This is a genomic window from Brevundimonas sp. VNH65, assembly GCF_049445955.1.
In the GTDB taxonomy this organism is placed as follows: Bacteria; Pseudomonadota; Alphaproteobacteria; order Caulobacterales; family Caulobacteraceae; genus Brevundimonas.
This window is the reverse complement of sequence record NZ_JBMSDX010000010.1, coordinates 97652-119749: the sequence shown is the minus strand read 5'-3', so window position 1 is coordinate 119749 and position 22098 is coordinate 97652. Positions and strand designations below refer to the sequence as shown.

General features: G+C 69.0%; 15 protein-coding genes. 5 read left to right on the top strand and 10 right to left on the bottom strand.

The window, feature by feature from the left end; translation table 11 throughout:
- Positions 1-21: 21 nt before the first annotated feature.
- Positions 22-1788: a hypothetical protein gene (locus tag ACO2Q1_RS14740; RefSeq protein WP_423330238.1), complete on the bottom strand. Its 1767-nt coding sequence runs from the start codon at positions 1786-1788 to the stop codon at positions 22-24.
- A 20-nt stretch (positions 1789-1808) separates the two neighbouring features.
- Positions 1809-2648, bottom strand: a complete 840-nt coding sequence (locus tag ACO2Q1_RS14735) for a hypothetical protein (protein WP_423330237.1) — start codon at positions 2646-2648, stop codon at positions 1809-1811.
- A 143-nt stretch (positions 2649-2791) separates the two neighbouring features.
- Here ACO2Q1_RS14735 and ACO2Q1_RS14730 point away from each other — a divergent pair, with 143 nt between their 5' ends.
- Positions 2792-3322 carry a methylated-DNA--[protein]-cysteine S-methyltransferase gene (locus ACO2Q1_RS14730; protein ID WP_423330236.1) on the top strand — a complete coding sequence of 177 codons (531 nt, stop codon included), beginning with the start codon at positions 2792-2794 and terminating at the stop codon, positions 3320-3322.
- A 1-nt stretch (position 3323) separates the two neighbouring features.
- On the opposite strand, the gene ACO2Q1_RS14725 is transcribed toward ACO2Q1_RS14730, so the two are convergent.
- The 8 genes from ACO2Q1_RS14725 to ACO2Q1_RS14690 all read right to left on the bottom strand — a co-directional run bounded on the left by ACO2Q1_RS14725 (position 3324) and on the right by ACO2Q1_RS14690 (position 14057).
- Positions 3324-6587: an efflux RND transporter permease subunit gene (locus ACO2Q1_RS14725; RefSeq protein WP_423330270.1), complete on the bottom strand. Its 3264-nt coding sequence runs from the start codon at positions 6585-6587 to the stop codon at positions 3324-3326.
- Positions 6587-7714, bottom strand: a complete 1128-nt coding sequence (locus ACO2Q1_RS14720) for an efflux RND transporter periplasmic adaptor subunit (protein ID WP_423330235.1) — start codon at positions 7712-7714, stop codon at positions 6587-6589. The genes ACO2Q1_RS14725 and ACO2Q1_RS14720 overlap by 1 nt, the downstream gene beginning before the upstream one ends.
- Positions 7715-7887: 173 nt before the next feature.
- On the bottom strand, positions 7888-9048 hold the full coding sequence (gene carA / locus ACO2Q1_RS14715; RefSeq protein ID WP_423330234.1) for a glutamine-hydrolyzing carbamoyl-phosphate synthase small subunit: 1161 nt from the start codon (positions 9046-9048) through the stop codon (positions 7888-7890).
- 127 nt (positions 9049-9175) lie between these two features.
- The gene (locus ACO2Q1_RS14710) at positions 9176-10510 is read right to left on the bottom strand and encodes an amino acid permease (RefSeq protein WP_423330233.1); all 1335 of its coding nucleotides are present in this window, start codon (positions 10508-10510) and stop codon (positions 9176-9178) included.
- A gap of 9 nt (positions 10511-10519) precedes the next feature.
- A complete protein-coding gene (locus ACO2Q1_RS14705; RefSeq protein ID WP_423330232.1) occupies positions 10520-11212 on the bottom strand; it encodes an SDR family NAD(P)-dependent oxidoreductase in 693 nt (230 codons plus the stop codon).
- Between the two features lie 110 nt (positions 11213-11322).
- On the bottom strand, positions 11323-13050 hold the full coding sequence (locus ACO2Q1_RS14700; protein WP_423330231.1) for a histidine kinase dimerization/phosphoacceptor domain -containing protein: 1728 nt from the start codon (positions 13048-13050) through the stop codon (positions 11323-11325).
- 309 nt (positions 13051-13359) lie between these two features.
- Positions 13360-13488: a hypothetical protein gene (locus tag ACO2Q1_RS14695; RefSeq protein WP_423330230.1), complete on the bottom strand. Its 129-nt coding sequence runs from the start codon at positions 13486-13488 to the stop codon at positions 13360-13362.
- A complete protein-coding gene (locus ACO2Q1_RS14690; protein ID WP_423330229.1) occupies positions 13485-14057 on the bottom strand; it encodes a biliverdin-producing heme oxygenase in 573 nt (190 codons plus the stop codon). The genes ACO2Q1_RS14695 and ACO2Q1_RS14690 overlap by 4 nt, the downstream gene beginning before the upstream one ends.
- A 158-nt stretch (positions 14058-14215) precedes the next feature.
- Between ACO2Q1_RS14690 and ACO2Q1_RS14685 the strand changes: the two genes are divergently transcribed.
- The 4 genes from ACO2Q1_RS14685 to carB all read left to right on the top strand — a co-directional run bounded on the left by ACO2Q1_RS14685 (position 14216) and on the right by carB (position 22051).
- Complete coding sequence (locus ACO2Q1_RS14685; protein ID WP_423330228.1) at positions 14216-14914, top strand: HAD family hydrolase; 699 nt, start codon at positions 14216-14218, stop codon at positions 14912-14914.
- Positions 14915-15082: 168 nt separating this feature from the next.
- Positions 15083-18244 carry a TonB-dependent receptor domain-containing protein gene (locus ACO2Q1_RS14680; protein WP_423330227.1) on the top strand — a complete coding sequence of 1054 codons (3162 nt, stop codon included), beginning with the start codon at positions 15083-15085 and terminating at the stop codon, positions 18242-18244.
- 173 nt (positions 18245-18417) lie between these two features.
- A complete protein-coding gene (locus tag ACO2Q1_RS14675; protein WP_423330226.1) occupies positions 18418-18732 on the top strand; it encodes a hypothetical protein in 315 nt (104 codons plus the stop codon).
- A gap of 19 nt (positions 18733-18751) precedes the next feature.
- On the top strand, positions 18752-22051 hold the full coding sequence (carB, locus tag ACO2Q1_RS14670; protein ID WP_423330225.1) for a carbamoyl-phosphate synthase large subunit: 3300 nt from the start codon (positions 18752-18754) through the stop codon (positions 22049-22051).
- Positions 22052-22098 lie beyond the last annotated feature (47 nt).

Sequence of the window (22098 nt, the reverse complement as noted above, 5' to 3'; positions counted from 1 at the left end):
CGCTGATCGGGGGGCGGGCGGTCAGTGCACATAGCGTCGCTGGTATTCCTGATACCGCATGGTCTGGCTGGTACGACGGCCCGAGGAATCCGTGGACCAGACCGTGACTTCGGGATTGAGGAAGGCCTGGCGCATGGCGTTGGACTGGGCGGCCTCGGTCCAGCGACGATCCTGGGCGGCCTGCTGCTGGGCGGCGCGATCGGCGAGGCTGTGCCGTCGCATGAGGGCGACCACCGCCTCGTCCGTCATGCAGTTCGACTTCCAGTGGAACCGGTAGGCGCCGCCCAGCACTTCGGCCGCCCGGCCAAGGCGCGAACAGGCGTCGAAATAACCGGCGCGGGTCACCGACTGGTAGACCCCGGGATCGAGCAGGCCGTCGAACGTCAGCCCGCGCCGGCCGACGATGGCGACATTCGCATTCCACAACCGGATCGCCTCGACGACCTCCGGCGGGGCGATCGCGGGCATCTGGCCCAGTTCCGCGTACGACTGCGCCTGGCTGGAGCCCGGTTGGGCGGCAGGGAGGGTCGCGGGCGAGGTTTGCCGTGGAGCTGAGGCGACGCGCGCACGCTGTTCTTCGGTGGAGGGGTTTTGCGACAACCAGGTCGTCACCCCGGCCAAATGCTGCTTGATGCTGAGTTCGTTGTGATAGCCGAACCAGGCCCGCTCGTCGGCTGTCAGGCCGGCAGGGTCAGCCTGCAGCCTGCGATCGATCACTTCATAGATGTCGCCGTCCGACAGCGAGGGCCAGCCGGCCGGACGCGGCGGCGGGGCATAGGTCAGGCTCGCGACCTCGGTGCGGGCGCGCTCGCGGGCGGCGGCCATGGTGGTGGCGTGTCTCTGCGCCATAGGAGAGTTCAGCCCGGCGCCGACGGTGAAGATCCCGTCGACGATGGCCATGACACGATAGTTTCCGACCCCGTCGCCCCGGCGATCGACGCGGATGAAATAGTCGCCCGGCCGGTCCGGCGTGACCTCCAGCCGTGCGTCGTTCGGCCCGCCCGTCGCGGCGCCGCCGTTGTCGTCGCTCCAGATGACCGGGGCCGAGCAGTCGCGCCCCTCCCCCACGCCCACGACCGCGTCGAAGCCCTCGGCGCGGACGATAGTCTCGAACCTCGGCATGTAGCGGTTGGTCGTGGTGACATAATAGCAGTCGGCCGCCGTCGCCCCGCCGGCGGCGAGGGCGCCGGTGACGGGTTCGCCCATGGACAACTGGCGCCGAGCGACGCGGGGGCCCGGCGGCGCGGGCGGCATGACGGACGCCCGAGTGACGCCTGGCTGGGCCGAGGCGGAGCCCGTCGACGCCTGACCGGGCGCATTCCCCGGCGGCGAGGAGGCCGCCAGGGCGATAGAGTTTGCACGAGACAGGCTGGGCGTCGGCGCGGCGGGCATGTTTGCAGCCGCCACGACATAGGGACCTGCGCCTGTCGCATAGAGTCTGCGCCGCACCTGAACGACATATCGTCCCGGATCGGCCCGGGCGATTTCGATACGCGCCTCGTTGGCATGCGACCCCTCTGGACTACGCCATTGAGGTCCCGGCGTTCCCCAACGAGAGTCGTCAGCGCACTGATCCCGCCGCAAGATACTTAGCGCGACGGGAAATCCGTCGGACCGAACCGCCACCGACAGCGGGCCGAGCTCAGCTTTGTCGAGGACAAAACAGTCGTCGGCCTCAAAGCCCGCCACCGACATCGTTCCCTCGACAGGGCGACCCTGAACAAGAGGCGTATCGGTGACCTGAGCCATCCCGAAGAGGACGGCGATTGCGAAGCTGCCGATGAGCATGTCTGTCTCCTCCCGCCCAGCTAGTCTTCGATGCCGCCGATCGACAGGGTGAGCAGATAGTCGCCTGTGGCGTGACCATCGACGGTGCTGACCACGACGGCGTAAGGCCCGGGGGCCAGACGCCGGCGGATGCGCGAGTCCAGGGTATCGTCGAAATCGTCATTCTCGGCGATCAGCCGGCCGCCGGGACAGCCGCCGGCCTTCACCGTCAGATAGCTGTCGAAGTCGCCGGAGTTCAGCAGGATCTCCGTCACCATCGCGCCTTCGGCCACGAAATCATGGCAACGGAAGTGGACGCCGTCGGCCGTCTGAGGGCTGTGTTCCGTGAGCTTGTCGGCGACGATCTCACCCATGCGGATGATGTCCCGGCCGCCGTTCATGCGACGAACCTGGTCGCCAAGGACCGCCGGAACAAGGGTCGTGTGCAGGACATAGGCTCCGACCTGGGTGCGGTTGACGCCGCTGGCGCGCACCCACCAGGGACCATCGTCATCGGCGGCGACCGTCACCTGGGCGTCCAGACCCTGCTCGCCGCCGCCGCTGTCGTCGTCGGTCTTGAACCCTGCCATCGAGCGGCAGGAGGCGCCCTTGCCGACCATCAGGAAGGCGTCGAAGTCGGTCGAGGCCATGACGATCTGGACCACTTGGCCACGCCGGACATCGAGAGGATGACAGCGATAGAAGCTGCCGTCCTCCAGAACGGCGTCGCTGTCGCGCAACTCGCCCGACGTCGGCGGTCCGCCGGGGACGATCGTGGCCGGAGAAGATTGCGCCTCGGCGCCGGAAGCGGCGACAAGGGCGGCGGCGGCGGCGGCGGCGGCGGCGGCGGCGAACACGGCTGTGACGTGATGTGGCGACATGTCGATCCCTCCCGATCCCGGCCACCCTGCCGAGGCCGGGAGCGGGGCCGCAACCCACCGTCCGGCAAGCGTCAGATTCCGAAAGGCGGGAAAAGGTCCGAAAGCCGCGAGACCACGTCGCCGATCCTCGGCATGATGCAGGCATGACGGCTCCGCCCGACAATCTTCCGGTCTGTCGCCTCGACAGTCCGATCGGCGCGCTCGACCTGGCGTTCGATCCGCAGAAGCGCCTGCGTGGCCTGTGCTTCGACAGCGACGGCGCGTTCAGCGGGCTGACGCGGACGATGAGACGCGAATATCCCAATGCCCGACTGGAGCGAGGTGAAGCGCCGGAGGACGCGGTCGCGGCGATCCAGTCCTATTTCGCCGGCGATCTGTCGGCGCTCGCGCGTCTGCCCTGGTCGCTGGACGGGGCGCGGTCGGCCGATGGATTTCAGGCCCGGGTCTGGCGGCTGCTGGCCGGCGTTCCGGCGGGAACGACTATCAGCTACGCAGAGACCGCGCGGCGGGCAGGGGAGCCGCAGGCCGCCGGGGTGGCCCTGAACCGCAATCCCCTGCCCCTGGTCCTGCCCTGTCACCGGGTGGTGGGCGCGGACGGGTCCATGACCGGCTTCGGCGGCGGGCTGGAGCGCAAGACCTGGCTGCTGCGCCATGAGGGGGCGTTGCTGTTGTGACCTACTCCGCCGGCGCCGGCATGGGCGCCGGGCCGTGGCCCGGCCCCTTGTCGTCGGCGTCGGCCCTGACCTCCCGGGCCTCCCACTCCTCGATCAGGCGTGCGGTGTATTCCGGCGACTTGGTGAAGCGCGCCAGCAGGGCGTAGATCACCGGCACCACGAACAGGGTCAGCAGGGTGGCGAAGATGGCGCCCGCGAAGATGACCACGCCGATGGTCTGGCGACTGCCGGCGCCCGCCCCCTGCCACAGCACCAGCGGCAGGGCGCCGAAGGCGGTGGCGATCGAGGTCATGATGATCGGGCGCAGGCGCAGGGTCGAGGATTCGATGATCGCCTCGATGATCGACCGGCCCTGATCCCGCAGTTGGTTGGCGAATTCCACGATCAGAATGCCGTTCTTGGCCGCCACCCCGATCAGGATGATGAGCCCGATCTGGGAGTAGAGGTTCAGGCTGGAGCCGGCCATGGTCAGGCCGAACAGGCCGCCGGCGGCCGCGAGCGGCACCGTCAGCATGATCACCGCCGGGGTGATCCAGCTCTCGAACTGGGCCGCGAGCACGAGGAACACCAGCAGCAACGCCAGGCCGAAGGCGGCGATGACCGCGCCGCCGGCCTCGGCCTGATCCCGGGCCGCGCCGCCCCAGCGCAGGGAGACGACGCCCTGCGGCTGGTCGGCGGCGACGTCGGTCAGGAAGGTGACGGCGTCGTTGATGGTGTAGCCGGGATTGAGGTCGGCCTGGAGGCTGATCGATCGCTGGCGATCCAGGCGACGGCGATCGGGCGTGTCGCCGGAGGTCTGGGTGCGGACCACGGCCGACAGAGGCACCAGCTGGCCCGAGCCGGTGGTGACGTAGAGCGCCTCGAGATCCGCCACATTGCGGCGTTCGTCGCGGTTGGTCTGGAGGATGACGTCATACTCCTGACCGCCCCTGATGTAGGTGGTGGCGCGGCGGGAGCCGAACATGGTCTCGAGCGTGCGCCCGATCGACTGGGCGGACACGCCGAGGCCGGCGGCCTTTTCCGGATCCACATCGACCAGCAGTCGCGGCGAGTTGGGCTCATAGTTCAGACGGGGCCGGGAAAAGCCCGGATTTTCGAGCGAGGCGGCCAGGACCGGCTGGAGCCAGTTGTAGATGTCGGCGTATTCGGCGCCGGTGACGATCATTTCCACCGAGTTGCCGCCGCCGCCACCGCCGCCGCGCTGGAAGGCGCCGGGCACGGAGGCGTTGACCTGGGCGCCGGTCTGGGTGCGCAGCTTGCCGTTCAACTCCTGGGCGATTTCATCGGATGACCGGTCACGCTCGGACCAATCGGCCAGATTGAGCACGGCGTTGCCGGAGTTGAAGCTGCCGCCGCCGAAGCCGGGAGCGGAGACCAGGAAGTTGGAGGCCTCGCCGTTGTCGCGGTACTCCTGCAGCAAAGGCTCGATGCCGAGCATGATCTCGCGGGTGTAGTCGAAGCCCGCGCCCTCGGGGCCGGCCACGCGCACGGTGACGCGGCCGCGATCCTCCTGCGGCACCAGTTCGTTGGGCAGAGAGACGAACATGGCCGCCGCCCCGCCGACCACGACGACGAACAGGCCGATCACCGCGAACAGGGCGACGCGCTTGCCGAGGAAGGCCGACAGAGTGGCCCCGTAGGATTCCCGAAGCCGGTCCATGGCCCCGTCCACGCGCCGGTTGAGCCAGCCGCCGGTCTTGGCCGGGCGCAGGATCTTGGAGGCCATCATCGGCGACAGGCTGAGCGCCAGGAAGGCCGAGAAGGCCACGGCGGCGGCGATGGCGGCGGCCAGTTCGACGAACAGGCGTCCGACATAGCCCGGCAGGAACAGCAGCGGCGCGAACACAGACAACAGGACGATCGTCGTCGCCACCACGGCGAAGAAGACCTGGCGGGCCCCGCGCTCGGCCGCGACCAGGGGCGGCTCGCCGTGGTCGAGACGGCGCTGGATGTTCTCGACCACCACGATGGCGTCGTCCACCACCAGGCCGATGGCCAGCACCAGGGCGAGCAGGGTCAGCAGGTTCAGCGAGAAGCCCAGCGGCGCGAGGACGATGAAGGTCGCCAGAAGGCAGATCGGCGCGACGACGGACGGGATCAGGGCGGCGCGCAGCGAGCCGAGGAAGATGAAGTTGACCAGGGCCACCAGGGCCATCGAAATGCCGATGGTGATCCAGACCTCGTCAATGGCGTGCGAGGTGAAGACGGAGTTGTCGGTGCCGACCTCGAGGGTCACGCCCGGCGGCAGGGTGGGGCGGACCTCCTCCATCAGCTTCTTGACGCCGTCGGAGATGGCCAGATCGTTGGACTGGGCCTGACGGGTGACGGCCAGACCGATCTGGTCCAGGCCGTTGCCTCGGAACAGGCGGCGGTCCTCGGCCGGGGCCTCCTCGACACGAGCGACGTCGCCCAGGCGGGTGACATAGCCGGTCCGGCCCTGGATCGCGCCCGAGGCGCCGCTGGGCAGGGCCGCGGCGGTGGCGCCGCCGGTCGTCTGGGTCGCCACAGAGGTCGAGGTCGCGCCGCGCACGCCGATAGGCAGCTGGCGGAAGTCCTCGGGTCGCGAATAGGTGCGGGCGACGCGGACGGTGTAGTCCTTCTGGCCGGACTCCAGGGTGCCGGCGGGCAGTTCGACGTTCTGGCTGGTCAGGGACGTCTCGACGTCGGTGACCGTCAGCCCGCGCGCGGCCAGGGCGGCGGGGTCCAGCCAGATGCGCATGGCGTAGCGTTGCTCGCCGAAGATGTTGACCGTGGCCACGCCCGGCACGGTCGCCAGTCGATCGACCAGATAGCGGTCGGCGTAGTCGGTCAGCTCCAGCCGCGTCATGTCGGTGGAGCGCAGGAACAGGATGATGATGGGCGAACTGTCGGAATCGGCCTTGGCGACCTCCGGCGGGTCGGCCTGGTCCGGCAGACGGCCGACCACGCGGCTGACCCGGTCGCGAACGTCATTGGCCGCGTCGTCGATGTTGCGGTCCAGCGAGAACTCGATGTTGACGTTGGATCGGCCGTCGCGGCTGGTCGAGTTGATGCGCTCGACGCCCTGGATGCCCGCGATCTGCTGTTCGATCGGCTCGGTGATCCGGCTTTCGATGACCTCGGCCGAGGCGCCGGCGTAGCTGGTGTTGACCGACACCACCGGGGGATCGACGTCAGGCAGCTCGCGCACCGGCAGGAAGAAAAAGGCCGCCAGGCCGATCACGCACAGGACGATGGCCGCGACCGCCGCGAAGACCGGGCGACGGACCGAGACATCGGACAGCATCATTGGGCGGCGCCCTTGGCGGCGGGCGCGGCGCCGGCGCCCGGACGGCCGCCGCCGGTGGACACCGGCGAGTTGGGCTGGATGCGGTTCAGGCCGGAGCCGACGATGCGATCGCCCGCGGCTACGCCCGAGAGGATTTCGACGAAGCCGCCCTCGACCATGCCGGTCTTGACCTCGACGCGCTGGGCCGTCTCGCCGCGCTCGCCGCGCGCGATGCGATAGACGAAGGCGGTCTGGCCCTCGTACTGGACGGCCGCCTCGGGCGCGGCCAGGGACTGGCGCTGGCCCTGGGCGACGGCGACGCGCAGCATCATGCCGGGCAGGATGCGCCCGCCCGGATTGGGAAACTCCGCCCGCGCGGTGACGGCGCGGGTCGCCTCGTTGATGCGGCTGTCGATCAGGGCGATGCGGCCCGAGAAGACCTCGCCCTCATAGGCGTCGGCCGTGGCCGTCAGCGGAAGGCCGGGACGCAGGACGCCGAGGTAGCGTTCGGGCAGGGGGAAATCGACGCGGATGACGCTGGTGTCGTCCAGGGTGGCGATCACGCCGCCGGGGCTGACCAGGGTGCCGGGCGTCACCGTCGTCAGGCCGATGGTGCCGGCGAAGGGCGCGCGGATGACGCGGTCGCCCAGACGGGCGCGGGCGGCGGCGAGGGCGGCCTGGGCCGTCTCCAGCGCCGTCTCGGCCTGTTCGGCGGTGACGCGCGGGGCCACGCCGCGGTCGGCCAGGGTCTTGTAGCGGTCGTATTCGCGCTGCGCCTGGTTCACCTCGGCCTGGGCCTGGATGATGCCGGCGTCCTCTTCACGCGATTGAAGCTGGACCAGGGGCGCGCCGGCGGCGACCCGCTGGCCGTCGCTGAACATCACCCGGGTGATCAGTTCGCTGGTCGAGGAGGTGATGTTCACAGACCGGGCGCCGCGCGCCACGCCGATGACGCGGATCTGGTCCGAGAAGTCGCGCGGCGAGACCGTCGCCACCGAGACCGCCTGACCCCGTCCGCCCCGCGCGCCCGGCCCGCCCTTGCTGTCGGCGCCGTCGCCGGCGAAAGCCAGGCGAAAGATCACCGCCAGCACCATCAGGGCGAACAGCACGCCGGCCGCGATCAGGAAGAAATGGCGTTTGACCACGATCGGCAGGCTCCGGCGACAAAAGAAGACGGCCGGGAACCACGCGACGTGGCCGGCAAACAAGGCTTGAACGCGCGGTGTCCTAGCTTCCGTCGCGGCAGGCCGCAAGAAAACGCAACACCCGATGTTGCGATGCTACGACCGAACGCCGCAGGCGGATAAAGACAGGCGGATCAGCTCCGCATCATGCCCGCGAACCGTTCGAACAGATACAGGCTGTCCGCCGGTCCGGGCGAGGCCTCGGGGTGGTGCTGGACGCTGAAGATCGGCTTGCCCGCGACGGCGATGCCGCAGTTCGTGCCGTCGAACAGGCTGACGTGGGTCTCGGTCACCGCCTCGGGCAGGCTGTCACGATCGACGGTGAAGCCGTGGTTCATCGAGACGATCTCGACCTTGCCGGTCGTCAGATCCTTGACCGGGTGATTGGCGCCGTGGTGACCCTGATCCATCTTCACGGTCTTCGCGCCCAGGGCGAGAGCCAGCATCTGGTGGCCGAGGCAAATGCCCATCAGGGGCTTGCCGCTGTCGACCAGCTTCCTGATCTCGGGCACCGCGTATTCTCCGGTCGCGGCCGGATCGCCCGGCCCGTTGGACAGGACCACGCCGTCCGGATTGCGGGCCAGCACCTCTTCCGCCGTGGTCGTGGCGGGGACGACGGTGATCCGGGCGCCGGTCGAGGCCAGGGCGCGCAGGATGTTGCGCTTCACCCCATAGTCGATGACCACCACCGACTTGTCGGCGGCGTCCACGCGCGGGTGGCCTTCCGGCCATTCCCACAGACCCTCGTCCCAGTCGAACGCCTGGAGCGTCGAGGCGGGCTTGGCCAGATCGAGGCCGACCAGACCGGTCCAGTCGCGCGCCTGGGCCGTCAGGGCCTCCAGGTCGAAGCGGCCCTCGGGGTCGTGGGCGATGACCGCGTGAGGCGCGCCCTTGTCGCGGATGATCTGGGTCAGGGCGCGGGTGTCGACGCCCGCCAGGCCGACCACGCCGCGCGACTTCATCCAGCCGTCGAAGCTGTTCTGGCTGCGCCAGTTGGCGGGGTCTGTCGGCACGTCGCGGAAGATCGCGCCGCGTGCGGACGTATCGGAGCCGCCGCCCATCTGTTCGATGTCCTCGACGTTCACCCCGACGTTGCCCACGTGCGGAAAGGTGAAGGCCAGGATCTGGCTCATGTAGGAGGGGTCGGTCAGGATTTCCTGATAGCCGGTCATGGCGGTGTTGAAGACCACCTCGCCCAGCGCCGAGCCGGCGGCGCCGACGCCCACGCCCTGAAAGACGGTTCCGTCGGCGAGGACCAGAACGCCGGTGCAGCCGGGAAGAAGCTCTGTGGTCATGGCGGTCCTCTAGAGCGAAATCGGTTCGATTGCGAACGCATCCGAACTCAGATTTCGGTCAACTTCGTGATGCTGGCGGATTCGGGCGGGCAAACGGCGGCGTCGATACAGAGGCGAGGCCCCCGGGTCAACGCGCCGAAGACGCTTCGGCCGTCCCCTTCGCCGGCGCCCGTCGCACCAGGGGCCAGGCCAGCGACGCCAGTGTGAAGACGACGATGGCCGGAATGACCGATCCCGGCGCCGCCGCCACCACCGCCCCGACCGCGAAAACCAGGCCCACGGCGGCCAGAATGCGCGCCGCAGGCGCGGACGAGGCGCGCCACAGGGCGATGGAGCACAGGCCGTAGAGGCAGATGGTCAGGACGGTGCAGGCCCCGATCAGCAGGTTGAACTGTTGCGCCAGGGTGGGCTGGATCGAGGCGACGATCAGCACGGCCATGACGGCGCCGTTGATCAGCGGATTGGTCAACGGCAGGCGGCCGGGCGTCGCGGGCGAACCGAACAGGCGGGGAAGATAGCCCTGTTCGGCGGCGCTGCGGGCGGTTTCGCCGCCCAGCATGGTCCAGCCGGCGATGGTGCCGGTCGCCTTCAGCACGGCGCAGGCGGCCACCAGCCCGGCGATGGAGGCGCCGAAGACGCGCGCCGCCAGATCGGCGAACGGGCTGGTCGAGCGGGCCAGCTGGTCCGCCGGGATGACGGCGAACACCGCCACACAGGCGGCGACATAGACCACCAGCGCCAGGGCCACGCCGCCGACGCCCGCCCGACCGACGTCGCGCGCCGGATCGCGGGTCAGCCGGGACAGGGCGGCGGCGCTCTCCAGCCCCAGGAAAGACCAGAAGATCACGACCAGAGAGGCCGGGACCGACCGAACGAGCGGCTCCCCCGAGGGGCTCCATGAGGCGGCGAAGGTGTCGGCGTTGAAGGCCACGACCCCGGCGGCGACCGCCAGCACGATCGGCAGGAGGCCGATGACCAGCGTCGCCGCGCCCAGCCGCGCCGCCCAGCGCGCGCCCCAGGCATAGGCCGTCGTCGTCACCGCGATCAGCACCAGGTTCGACACGGCCGCCCACACGGGCGTCTTCAGGGCGGGAATGAAGAAGGCCAGATAGCCGGTGCCGGCCAGGGCCACGGCCACATTACCCGTCAGACAGACCGCCCAGTAGGCGATGGCCGTCTGGTATCCCAGAAACCGTCCCAGACCACGCCCGGTGAAATCGGACAGGCCGTCGGCGTCCGGTTGAAGCCGTCCCAGGGCGGCGAAGACGGCGGCCAGCACCATCGCCCCGATGCCGCAGACCAGCCAGCCGATCAGGCTGGACGAGCCGACGGTCGCCAGGCTGACGGGGGCCAGATAGACGCCCGACCCGATCATGTTGCCCGCCACCACCAGCGCGGCCAGTCCCCAGCCCAGTTTGCGACCCGGGGCGGTGGAGACGGGAATGACTTCGGTCTGGCTCATGCGCCGAGACTATCCGGGGATTCGCGTCCCGTCCCAGGCGAAGACGCCGCCGCTGTCCGTCGGGGTCAGGCGATCGAGGACGGCCAGCAGGCGTTCTGCGGAATAGGCCGGCGTGAACAGCCGTTCCGGCTTCACCCCCTTCTGGAACGGCGCGCTGAGGTCGGTGGCGACGGTTCCTGGGTGCAGGCCCGCCACCACGGCCAGAGGATGGGTTCGCGAAAGCTCGATGGCGAGGTTCTTCAGGATCATGTTCAGACCCGCCTTGGACGCCCGGTAGCTGTGCCAGCCGCCCAGCCGGTTGTCGGAGATCGACCCGACCCGGGCCGACAGGGCGGCGAAGGCCGCAGGCCGATCGCGCGGCAGCAGGGGCAGGAAATGTTTCGCCGCCAGCGCCGGACCGACGGTGTTGACCCTGTAGTCCCGCAGCAGGTGATCAGCCGTCATCGCCCGGAAACTCCGTTCCGGCGCCTTGCCATGATGCAGGACGCCCGTGGCCACGAACACGAGCGTCGGCGCGGGGCCGTCCGCGACCCCGGCGGCGGCGGCGGCGACCGCGTCTTCATCCTCGAGATCGAGGCCGGTCCCGGAGCGCGACAGGGCGTGGACGACCGCGAACCGCCCCGAAGCCCGCAGCGCCGCAGCGACGGCGGCGCCGATCCCGCCCGAGGCGCCGATGACGACGGCGGAGCTGGAAGAGATCACGGGCGTCTCCATCGGACCTTCCCCCCTTACGTCGCCCGCGCCGATCGGATCAGAAGGGGGAGCCGGCGGCTATCTCGACGAAAGCGCCCGTCGGCCCCAATCCGAACGGATCAGCTGCGGCTGTCGAGGCGGGCGGGCGCGGTCAGATCGACGATCAGGCCGGTGTCGGTGCTGCGATAGACGGCCTCGCCGCCGAGCTGCCGGGCCATGCTCTCGATCATCCGCGAGCCGAAGCCCTTGCCCGCGTTGTGACCTCCGCGCCCCTGATCGGCCACCTGCAGCCGGAACCGGGTGTCGATCAGGTCCAGCCGCACCTCGATCGGGCCCGGCGCCCCCGCATAGGCGTATTTCTGCGCGTTGATGACCAGTTCGGTGAAGATGAGGCCGACGGTGACGGCGCGCTCGGGCTCGATCCGCAACGGTGTGAGATCCAGCGAGAATTGTCGCCGCCAGTCCTCGCCCGACGACCCGCCGATGTCCTCGACCAGCTCGGTGAGGTAGCGGGCCAGGTCGACGCTGTCGGCCTGGTCGGCCAGATAGAGGCGGCTGTGGACCAGGGAGACGGCCTTGATCCGGCGACGGGCCTCGCCCAGGACCTGGGCGCCGGGGCCGTCGCCATGTTCGCGCGCCTGAAGCGCGAGGAAGCTGGAGATCAGCTGCAGGCTGTTCTGGACCCGGTGGTTGACCTCCCGCAGCAGGAAATCATGCTGGGCGAGGCGGTTGTCCCGCTCGGCCAGTTCCGCCAGCAGATTGGTGTTGCGGCGACGCAGGGATCGGATCGAGGCGAAGTCGGACAGGGCGTCGCGAAAGCGCGCCAGCGACTCGACCTGGGCGGCCGACCACAGGGCGGACTGGCCGCGCACCGTCTCGGACCAGGCGTCGAACGAGGCGCGCGGGGTGAGCGCCTCCAGCGGGCCGTGGCGCACGCCCTCGTGAGGGTCGCCGGCCCAGCGCACCGTCTCGATCCGCTCGGCGCGCAGCCAGAGCACCACCGCGCCGCCGCTGTCGGGGATGACGAATCCGGCCAGGCCGCTGGCGGTCGCGGACCAGGCCTCGGCGCCGGGCATCAGCGCGGACAGCGACCGCGTGGTCACGGGCCGGGGGTCGGGACGGGCCGCCACCCAGTCCGCGATGGCGATCAGCGCGGGCTGATCGGGACAGGCCCCGTGGCAGACCGCGCGCCCGTCCGCGACGACGGCCACCGCGTCGGCGTCCATCATCTGCATCAGCTGAGACATCACGCGGGTCAGGCTCAGGGCGACCGGCATGTCCAGCGGCAGGCGGGCCATCACGCCCTCCTCCAGCTGGCGGGCCTGGTTGCGGGCGCGGAGCAATTCGGCGTCGGCGCGCGACTTGATCTGGCGGGCGAAAGCGCGGGACAGGGAGGCGGCGGCTCCGCGCACTTCCCGCCCCATCAGCCGCGGCGAGGCGTGGTGACAGGCGACCAGCCCCCACAGCCGCCCCTCGACGACGATGGAGACCGAGGCCGAGGCGCCGACGCCCATGTTGCGCATATAGCGGAGGTGGATCGGCGACACGCTGCGCAGGGCGCTTTCGGACAGGTCGAGCGGCGCACCCTCCGGGGCCGGCGTCAGGGCTTGCGGCGCATAGTTCACGTCCGGGATCACCCGCACGACATTGCGGACGTAGAGGTCGCGCGCCTGACGCGGGATGTCGCCGGCAGGGAAGTGCTGGTTCAGGAACGAGGGCATGGCCTCGTCCCGGGCTTCGGCGAGGACGGCGCCGGAGTCGTCCTCCAGGAAGCGATAGATCATGACGCGGTCGAAACCGGTCAGGCGGCGGAAGGCGAGCGCCGCCTCGTCACAGAGATCGCGCACGGTGCGGGCGCGGTCGAAGGCGGTGGCCGCCTCGTCCAGCTCCGCCAGGCGATCGGCCGCCGACAGGCCGCCGGAAGACCCCGGCTCGATCTCTACGACCCGAAAGCCGTCGTCGCACCAGGCGCTGACGTCGAAGTCGGCGCCGTTCGGGGCGGTCCAGCGCCCCAGATAGGCGGCCGAGGTCGAAGCGACCTGGCGGATGCGATCGGCGAGCGCCTCGCCGATCAGGGCGCCGATCGGCGTGCCCGGCCTGCCCTCGTCGACGCCGGTCAGCCGCAGGACCTCGCCGGCGGCGCGGGCGACGTCGCCCTATCCGTCCACCAGGAACAGCAGGCCGTGGGGCTGGATGGCCTCGGGCACATGGATGGGCTCGCGGTCGCAGTCGCTGAGGGCGGGCGACGACGCGACGTCGGCGAGATCGGCGGGCCCGGACCTCATGCGGCGGCCGCCGTCGCGTCAGAACCGGGCTCGATCAGGACGGCGTGAGCATAGGCGAAGGCGGCCACGGCGCCGGCCGTGACCTCGGTCGTCGGGGCGCGGCCGGCGGCCGCCTCGGCGTCGAGCATCGCCACCAGGGCGCGCCAACGGGCGCCGACGACACCGCTGTCCGCGTCGAGGAAACCCAGGCCCGTCAGGTCGACGCCGTCGGACACGAGACCGCGTCTGAGCACATGGCCGCCGAGGCTCGACCCCACGATGACGTAGGCCCAGCCCAGGGCCTGGGCCGACGTGGCCCCCAGATCGTCCACCGGTCGGTCACCGTCGAACGCCAGGTCCGACAGGTCCTGGTCCAGGACCGTCAGTCGGGAGGCCGGCCGCAGCCGGGTGGGAAGGGCGCGGGCGAACAGGCGGTCGGTCGAGGCGTGAAGGCGTCGAAAGGCGCCGACAAGACGCCGCCGACGGCGAGGGTCGCGCACACGGGCGTCGAAATCGATGTGGCGGTCCAGGGCGGCGTGGGCGTCGCCGGTGGACGAGCGCAGGGCCTGGAGGATCGGCGACGCCGTCATGCCCGATGATCCATGGAAAGCCCCAAACACGCGACGACACGACGGCCAAGCTGGAAGCTAACGCCGGAGAACGACAAAGGTTCGATCCGTTTGAGCCGGGGGCTTGTGGGACGGCCCGGAGGCGGCCAAGGAGACGACCGCCTTCGAGAGGACGCGCCATGCCTATCACCACCGTCGGCCTCGATGCCGACGACACCCTCTGGCACAACGAAACCATCTTCCGCCTGACCCATGCGCGGTTCGTCGACCTGCTGGACGATCACGGCGACCTGGAGACGATCGAGCGGCGGCTGGCCGAGGTCGAACAGCGCAACCTGCGGCTCTACGGCTATGGGGTGAAGGGGTTCACCCTGTCGATGATCGAGACGGCCATGGAGCTGTGCGACGGCGGCGCCCCCCCCGAGGTGGTGCGCGAGATCCTGGCCGCCGGGCGCGAGATGCTGGCTCACCCGGTCGAGACCCTGCCGGGCGTGGACGAGGTGATCGCCGAACTGTCCGAGACCTATCGGCTGGTCCTGATCACCAAGGGCGATCTGCTGGACCAGGAGCGCAAGCTGGCGGCCTCGGGCCTGGGGGAACGGTTCAGCGCGGTCGAGATCGTCTCGGAAAAGGATCGCGGAACCTATGAGCGCGTCTTCGCCCGCCACGGCACCGGCGCGGCCGAGGCGGTGATGGCCGGCAACTCGATGAAGTCCGACGTCCTGCCCGCCCTCGAGGCGGGCGCCTTCGGCGTCCACATCCCCTACCACGTCACCTGGGCCCACGAACTGGCCGACGCGCCGGAAGGACATCCGCGCTATGTGTCGCTGAGCCGGATCGCCGAGTTGCCGGCCTGGATCGCGGCGCTGCGATCCTGATCCGGAAACCGCGATATCCGGAAACCCTGTTCGCAGATTTGTGATCGGATAATTGCTGCATTGCGAAGTTTTTGTTGCTGCGACGCAACGAATCCGGTTTGACCCCAAGGCCGATTTGCAAAAACCCTTCCGTGTTCCGCCTCCCCGGAACGCTTTGGGGGTATTGCCATGTCGATCTCGCGTCCGCGTTTCAAACTCGCCCTGCTGGCGACCAGCAGTCTGATCATTGCGGGCTCCGCCGCCGCCCAGGAGGCGGAGCCGACCACGGTCGAGGAGGTGGTCGTCACCGGCACCCGCCTGGCCGGAACCTCGTCCGTCCTCGCCGCGCAGCCGGTCCAGGTCGTGACGGCGGAGGTGCTGGACCTTCAGGGCGCGACCGAGGTCACAGACATCATCGATCGCATTCCCGCCCTGCGAAGCTCCACCAGCACGGCCGAAGCCAACGGCGGCGCCGCCACCCTTGATCTGCGCGGCATGGGATCGAACCGGACCCTGACTCTGGTCAACGGTCGCCGCCACGTGGCGGGGGTGCCGGGCTCGGCCGCCGTGGACGTGTCCAGCATTCCCTCGGCCCTGGTCGAGCGCGTCGAGGTCCTGACCGGCGGCGCTTCCGCCGTCTATGGGTCGGACGCGGTCACCGGGGTGGTCAACTTCATCCTGAAGGACGACTTCGTCGGCACCGAAGTCGAGCTCCAGGGCGGAATTTCGGGCGACTGGGACGGTCAGCAGATGTACGGCGCCGTGACTCACGGCCGCGACTTCGCCGGCGGACGCGGCAATCTGGCGGTGTCGATACAGGCCTCCAAGCGCGCCGCCGTCTTCTATGGCGACCGCGACTTCTCTCGCGACAACCGCCTGGCCAACGACTGGGCCAATCCGGCCCTCTATTTCCAGGCGTCGGACGGGGTGCCGGCGGCCTGGGTCGGACGGTCGATCCTGGTCGGGTCGTCGCCCCGCTATGCAGGCACGCCGCAGGCCCTGGTCGATCGGGCCCGATCCGCGCCGCCGCGCGCCTACGCCGAATACCCGACCTGGAACATCTCCTCGACGCCCGGCACGATCGGCTTCGCACCGTACGGCTGGTTCCCCGACGGCGCCTATGCCTTCCTGACGTCCGCCGACCTCGACGGCAACGGCGCCAATGACTGCACCCAGAGCGGCCCCGGTCGGGGCACCCCGGGGTGGGTCGTCGGCTGCTGGATCAAGGATCCGGTCACGGGTCAGATCCGCCCGTTCCGGGACGGGATTTTCGCCGGCACCCAGAACAACTTCGGCGGCGACGGCGCCGAACTCACCTTCAACACCCAGACCCTCTATCCGGAAGAGTTCAGCCTGAACCTCAACCTGGTCGGACATTTCGAGGTATCCGACCGTTTCCGCCCCTATGTCGAGCTGAAGGCGGTGCACAGCGAAAGCAAGGTCTGGACGCCCTACCAGACCTTTGACGACACCATTCCCATCTTCCTGGACAACCCCTACATCCCCGCCGAGATACGCGGCATCATCGACGCGGAAATCGCCGCCGACCCCTCGATCGCCGGCTCGGCCATGGTCACCCTGGTCCGCGACCACATCGACATCTGGGATCCGATCGATCGCTATGAACGGCGCACCTACCGCGCGGTCGTCGGCGCTGACGGCGACCTGTTCACGGGCTGGTCCTATGACGTGTCCCTGAACTACGGCCGCACCGAACAGGCGTCGGAGTATCCGATGCGTCTGGAGGACCGCTTCTTCGCCGCGATCGACGCCGTGGACGAGGGCGAGTTCCGCACCGGCGTGGCGAACGGCAACATCACCTGCCGCATCAATCTCGATCCGTCGGCCCTGCCCTTCTACTCCTACCTGACGGACACCGCGAACTATCCGGGGACCGTGGCGATCAACACCTTCCAGCCGGGCGAATGCCGTCCGCTGAACCTGTTCGGCCTGAACCAGAACTCGGCCGAGCAACTGGCTTTCCAGAACTACTACGCCTCGACCAATTCGACGCTCGAGCAGTTCGTGGTCAGCGCGGTGGCCACCGGCACCTCGGAGGCCTGGTTCAGCCTGCCGGGCGGCCCGATCGGATTCGTGGTCGGCGCCGAGTATCGGGACGAAAGCAGCAAATATGTTCCCGACGCCTACGAACAGGCGGGGTACGGCTTCCAGTTCGCCGATGATCAGCCCACGCTCGGCGGCTACGACGTCAAGGAGGTGTTCGCCGAAATCGGCCTGCCGTTGCTGGCCGATCTGCCGTTCGCGGAGACCCTCACGGTGACCGGCGCGATCCGGGCCGCCGAATATTCCACGGTCGGCAGCGCCACCACCTGGAAGGTGGACGCCGTCTGGGCTCCGATCCGCGACATCCGTTTCCGCGCCGGCGTCGCCGAGACGATCCGGGCGCCCAACATCTCCGAGCTGTATTCGCCGCTGTCGTCCGCCACCTTCCGACCGGTCGACCCCTGCGACATGGCCAACATCAGCCTGGGCTCCTCGACGCGGGAAGCCAACTGCCGCACCGATCTGGGGATCGCCCCCGGCGCGGCCTACACCTTCTCCGATCCGTTGACGGCGCGTTTCCTCGGCCAGGCGGGCGGCAACCCCGACCTGGGAGAGGAGACCTCGCGATCCGAAACCTATGGCGTGGTGCTGCGCCCGCGGTTCGTTCCCGGTCTGACCGCCACCCTGGACTACTGGAACATCCAGATTGACGACGCCATCGCCTCGGTCGCGGCCCAGGACATCGTCGACAACTGCTATGACGCCCCGAGCCTCGACAATCCGTTCTGCGCCCTGTTCCGCCGCAATCGGACCGCCTCCTCGCCGACCTATCTCGGTTTTGAATATCTGCTGCAGACCCAGACCAACTTCGCCGGACTGGAGGCCTCGGGCGTCGATTTCAACGTCGGCTACACCCTGGATCTGCCGCCACGCTGGGGGTCCCTGGGACTGAATGTGGCGGGCACCTGGCTGGAGGACCGCAACAACTACCCCTTCCCCTCGGACCCGGACCTGCCGGATCCCGAGAAGGGCGAGCTGAACTTCCCGGAATGGTCGTTCAACACCACGCTGTCGTGGCGTGTCGAGGACTTCACGGTTTCCCTGTTCTCGACCTATTCGGACAGTCAGTATCTGGTCGAGATCGAGGACGCCGAGCAGTACACGCCCAACTCGGTCGGATCGTCGTGGGTGCACAACGCGTCCTTGCGCTGGAAGATGGACGACGTCTCGACGCTGATCGTGGGGGTGAACAACCTGACCGACGAACAGCCCTTCTTCTCCCTGATCAACAACCCGGCGCCGGCGATCGGACGGTTCATGTATTTCCGCCTGACCAGCAGCTACTGAGGCGGCGCGCCCCGCTGACGAACGCCCCGAGGCCGGCCTCGGGGCGTTTCGCCGTTTTTGGCCCTTGCCCGGCCGCCCCCCCTTCTCTAGACGGGCCGCTTAACCGACAACCCGACGGAACGGCCGCGAATCTCCGCGCCGGGCCTTCGCGCGCATAGAGGATCGCCGCGCCCGTGCATGAAGACGTCATCAGCCACGACGAACGCGACGCCATGGTGCGCGCGGCCCTGGCCGAGCATGGCGACAGCGGGATCACGCCGCGCCACACCCTGTTCTACTTCCATGGGGACGGCGACCACGACGATCTGAACGAGGTGGCGCGGCGCGCCGGCTTCGTGACCAGCGGCTCGGACGACATGACCGTTCTGGAGACGACGACGGCGGTGGACGAGACGTCCTTCGCCCCGGTCTCCGCCATGATGCAATCCTGGGCCGCGGCCTTCCAGCTGGACTATGACGGCTGGGAATGCGCGGTCGTGACGAACTAGAAGAACAAGAGGCCTCCCGATGCCCAAACGCACAGACATCCAGTCGATCCTGATCATCGGCGCCGGCCCCATCGTCATCGGCCAGGCGTGCGAGTTCGATTATTCGGGCGTGCAGGCTTGCAAGGCGCTGAAGGCCGAGGGGTACCGGGTGATCCTGGTCAACTCCAACCCGGCCACCATCATGACCGACCCGGAGGTGGCCGACGCCACCTATATCGAGCCGATCACCCCGGAGTTCGTCGAGCGGATCATCGCCAAGGAACGGCCCGACGCCCTGCTGCCGACCATGGGGGGTCAGACGGCGCTGAACACGGCCCTGGCGCTGGACGCGTCGGGCGCGCTGGCCAAATACGGCGTCGAGATGATCGGGGCCAAGGCCGAGGTCATCGACAAGGCCGAGGATCGCCAGAAATTCCGCGACGCCATGGACAAGCTGGGTCTGGAAAGCCCCCGCTCCAAGGCGGCGCATTCGATGGAAGAGGCGCTGGACGGGCTGGAGTTCGTCGGCCTGCCCGCCGTGATCCGCCCCAGCTTCACCCTGGCCGGCACCGGCGGCGGCATCGCCTACAACCGCGAGGAGTTCGAGGAGATCGTCCTGCGCGGTCTCGACCTGTCGCCCACCACCGAGGTGCTGATCGAGGAAAGCGTCCTGGGCTGGAAGGAGTATGAGATGGAGGTCGTCCGCGACAAGGCGGACAACTGCATCATCATCTGCTCGATCGAGAACGTCGATCCGATGGGAGTGCACACGGGCGATTCGATCACCGTCGCCCCCGCCCTGACGCTGACCGACAAAGAGTATCAGCGCATGCGGACCGGCTCGATCAACGTGCTGCGCGAGATCGGGGTTGAGACCGGCGGATCGAACGTGCAGTGGGCGATCAATCCGAAGGACGGCCGCATGGTCGTCATCGAGATGAACCCGCGCGTGTCGCGGTCCTCGGCCCTGGCGTCCAAGGCCACCGGCTTCCCCATCGCCAAGGTCGCCGCCCGTCTGGCCGTCGGCTACACCCTGGACGAACTGCAGAACGACATCACCCAGGTCACGCCGGCCAGCTTCGAGCCGAGCATCGATTATGTGGTCACCAAGATCCCGCGCTTCGCCTTCGAGAAATATCCGGGCTCGGAGCCCCTCTTGGGCACCTCGATGAAGTCGGTCGGCGAGGTCATGGCCATCGGCCGGACCTTCCAGGAATCGATGCAGAAGGCCCTGCGCGGTCTGGAGACTGGCCTCAGCGGCTTCGACGAGATCGAGATCGAGGGCGTGATCGGGGCCGAGGACGACGCCGCCCTGCGCGCCGCCGTTGTGCGGGCTCTGGGCATCCCGACGCCCGACCGCATCCGCGTCATCGCCCAGGCCTTCCGCCACGGCCTGACGGTCGAGGAGGTCGAGGCCGCCTGCGCCTATGAGCCCTGGTTCCTGCGCCAGATCGCCGACATCGTGCGCGAGGAAGGCCATATCCGGGTCAAGGGCCTGCCGACCGAGGCGACCGCCTTCCGCCAGTTGAAGGCCAAGGGTTTCGCCGACGCGCGTCTGGCGCAGTTGACCGGCAAGACCGAGGGCGAGGTTCGCACCGCCCGTCGCGACCTGTCCGTCCGTCCGGTCTTCAAGCGGATCGACACCTGCGCGGCCGAGTTCGCCAGCGCCACCGCCTATATGTATTCGACCTATGAGACCGGCGCCCTGGGCCAGGTCCCGGCTTGCGAGGCGGAGCCGTCGGACAAGAAGAAGGCCATCATCCTGGGCGGCGGCCCGAACCGGATCGGGCAAGGGATCGAGTTCGATTACTGCTGCTGCCACGCGGCGTTCGCGTTTGCGGACATCGGCGTCGAAAGCATCATGGTCAACTGCAACCCCGAGACGGTTTCGACCGATTACGACACCTCCGACCGCCTGTATTTCGAGCCTCTGACGGCCGAGGACGTGCTGGAGCTGATCGAGGTCGAACGGTCGAAGGGCGAGCTGATCGGCTGCGTCGTCCAGTTCGGCGGCCAGACCCCGCTGAAGCTGGCCCATGCGCTGCAGGCTGACGGCGTGCCGGTGCTGGGCACGACGGTCGATTCCATCGACCTGGCCGAGGACCGCGAACGGTTCCAGCAAATGCTGAACGACATCGGCCTGAAACAGCCGCCGAACGCCCTGGCCCGCAGCGCCGAGGAGGCCGCGCAGAAGGCGGACGAGGTCGGCTATCCCGTCGTCCTGCGTCCCTCCTATGTGCTGGGCGGACGCGGCATGATGATCGTCCACGACCGCGAGGGGCTGGACCGTTATGTCGGCGAGGCCATGCGGGTGTCGGGCGACGATCCGGTCCTGATCGACCACTATCTGAACCGGGCGACCGAGGTGGACGTGGACGCCCTGTGCGACGACGAGACGGTGTTCGTCGCCGGCGTGCTGGAGCATATCGAGGAGGCCGGGGTCCACTCGGGCGACAGCGCCTGTTCGATGCCGCCGTGGTCGCTGAAGCCCGAGACGGTCGCCGAACTGAAGCGCCAGACCGAGGCCATGGCGCGCGCCCTGAAGGTGCGCGGCCTGATGAACGTCCAGTTCGCCATCGAGGAGCCGCACTCGGACAGCCCGCGCATCTTCGTGCTGGAGGTCAATCCGCGCGCCTCGCGCACCGCCCCCTTCGTGGCCAAGACCATCGGCCAGCCCATCGCCGCCATCGCCGCCAAGGTGATGGCCGGGGTTCCGCTGAAGTCGTTCGGCCTGACCGACAAGCCCTATGATCATATCGCGGTGAAGGAGGCGGTCTTCCCGTTCGCCCGTTTCGCCGGGGTCGACACCATCCTGGGCCCGGAAATGCGCTCGACCGGCGAGGTCATGGGCCTGGACTTCAGGCGTGAGGGCGAGGCTGACATGGGCCCCGCCTTCGCCCGCGCCTTCGCCAAGAGCCAGATCGGCGGCGGCACCACCCTGCCGACCGGCGGCACGGCCTTCGTCTCGGTGAAGGATTCCGACAAGCCCTTCATCAAGTCGGCCGTGCAGCAGCTGCTCGCCGAGGGCTTCGAGGTCATCGCCACCGGCGGCACCCACGCCTTCCTGGCCGAGGAAGGTTTGAAGGTCGGGCTGGTCAAGAAGGTGCTGGAGGGCCGCCCGAACATCGTCGACGCGATGAAGAACGGCGAGGTCCAGCTGGTCATCAACACGACCGAGGGCAAGCAGTCGCTGCAGGACAGCTTCTCCCTGCGCCGCACCGCCCTGATGATGAAGATCCCCTACTACACCACCGCCGCCGGCGCCGAAGCCGCCGCCCGCGCCATCGCCGCCGTCCAGGCCGGGGACATGGGCGTCAAGGCGATCCAGGAGTATGCGTAGGCGGTCGTCGGGCCTCGATTGACCTGGACGTGAGTATCGGCGAGCGT

Bases quoted from the DNA above. Each gene is read 5' to 3' on its own strand.
- ACO2Q1_RS14680 (WP_423330227.1), top strand. From the start codon at position 15,083: ATGTCGATCTCGCGTCCGCGTTTCAAACTCGCCCTGCTGGCGACCAGC.
- ACO2Q1_RS14695 (WP_423330230.1), bottom strand. From the start codon at position 13,488: ATGAGGTCCGGGCCCGCCGATCTCGCCGACGTCGCGTCGTCGCCCGCC.
- ACO2Q1_RS14725 (WP_423330270.1), bottom strand. From the start codon at position 6,587: ATGCTGTCCGATGTCTCGGTCCGTCGCCCGGTCTTCGCGGCGGTCGCG.
- carB (WP_423330225.1), top strand. From the start codon at position 18,752: ATGCCCAAACGCACAGACATCCAGTCGATCCTGATCATCGGCGCCGGC.
- ACO2Q1_RS14730 (WP_423330236.1), top strand. From the start codon at position 2,792: ATGACGGCTCCGCCCGACAATCTTCCGGTCTGTCGCCTCGACAGTCCG.
- ACO2Q1_RS14685 (WP_423330228.1), top strand. From the start codon at position 14,216: ATGCCTATCACCACCGTCGGCCTCGATGCCGACGACACCCTCTGGCAC.
- ACO2Q1_RS14735 (WP_423330237.1), bottom strand. From the start codon at position 2,648: ATGTCGCCACATCACGTCACAGCCGTGTTCGCCGCCGCCGCCGCCGCC.
- carA (WP_423330234.1), bottom strand. From the start codon at position 9,048: ATGACCACAGAGCTTCTTCCCGGCTGCACCGGCGTTCTGGTCCTCGCC.
- ACO2Q1_RS14710 (WP_423330233.1), bottom strand. From the start codon at position 10,510: ATGAGCCAGACCGAAGTCATTCCCGTCTCCACCGCCCCGGGTCGCAAA.
- ACO2Q1_RS14690 (WP_423330229.1), bottom strand. From the start codon at position 14,057: ATGACGGCGTCGCCGATCCTCCAGGCCCTGCGCTCGTCCACCGGCGAC.
- ACO2Q1_RS14740 (WP_423330238.1), bottom strand. From the start codon at position 1,788: ATGCTCATCGGCAGCTTCGCAATCGCCGTCCTCTTCGGGATGGCTCAG.